Source organism: Azospirillum sp. P4_B5 (genome assembly GCF_056402275.1).
Genome location: NZ_JBFUHT010000134.1, coordinates 1 through 1,040 on the forward strand (window position 1 = coordinate 1; position 1,040 = coordinate 1,040).

The following is a 1,040-nucleotide window of genomic DNA, read 5'->3' on the forward strand; positions in this document are numbered from 1 at the left end:
TACGCCATCAACGGCGGCCGCGACGAGGTGTCGGGCGAGCAGGTCGGCCCGGCCTTCGCGCCGATCACCGGCGACGTGCTCGACCACGACACGGTGGTCGCCCGCCTGCTGCCGATGATGGAATGGCTGGCGCGCGCCTACATGAACACGCTCAACGCCATCCACTTCATGCACGACAAGTACATGTACGAGCGGCTGGARATGGCGCTCCACGACCGCGACGTGCTGCGCACCATGGCCTGCGGCATCGCCGGCCTGAGCGTGGTCGCGGACAGCCTGTCGGCGATCAAGCACGCCACGGTSAAGGTGGTSCGCGACGAGCGCGGCYTSGCCACCGACTTCGTSATCGAGGGCGACTATCCGGCCTTCGGCAACAACGACGACCGGGTGGACGGGATCGCGGTGTGGCTGGTCGAGACCTTCATGGGTCTGCTGCGCAAGCAGAAGGCCTACCGCGACGCGGTGCCGACGCAGTCGGTGCTGACGATCACCTCGAACGTGGTCTACGGCAAGAAGACGGGCAACACGCCGGACGGGCGCAAGGCCGGCCAGCCCTTCGCGCCGGGGGCCAACCCGATGCACGGGCGCGACCGCAAGGGGGCGGTGGCCTCGATGGCGTCGGTGGCCAAGCTGCCCTAYGCCCACGCCCAGGACGGCATCAGCTACACCTTCACCATCGTGCCCGGCGCGCTGGGGCCGACCGAGGGTGAGCGGGTGGACAATCTGGTGGGSATGCTSGACGGCTATTTCGGCCAGGGCGGCCACCACATCAACGTGAACGTCTTCGACCGCGAGACGCTGCTGCACGCCATGGACCATCCGGAGCTGTACCCGCAGCTGACCATCCGGGTGTCGGGCTACGCGGTGAACTTCATCAAGCTGACCCGCGAGCAGCAGATGGACGTCATCAGCCGCACCTTCCATGGGGCGCATTGAGAAGAGTCTGAGTCGCGACGCCTTGCCCCCTCCCTGACCCTCCCCCGCTGACGCAGGGGAGGGGATAATTCCCTCCCTTGCGAAGCGGGGGAGGGAAGGGGCCC

1 protein-coding gene is annotated in these 1,040 nt (G+C 67.7%); it reads left to right on the forward strand.

Annotated features, from left to right (window positions below; all coding sequences use genetic code 11):
- A partial coding sequence (locus AC1DVI_RS32370; RefSeq protein ID WP_476961471.1) for a pyruvate formate lyase family protein occupies positions 1-936 on the forward strand: 936 nt, incomplete at its 5' end.
- Positions 937-1,040 lie beyond the last annotated feature (104 nt).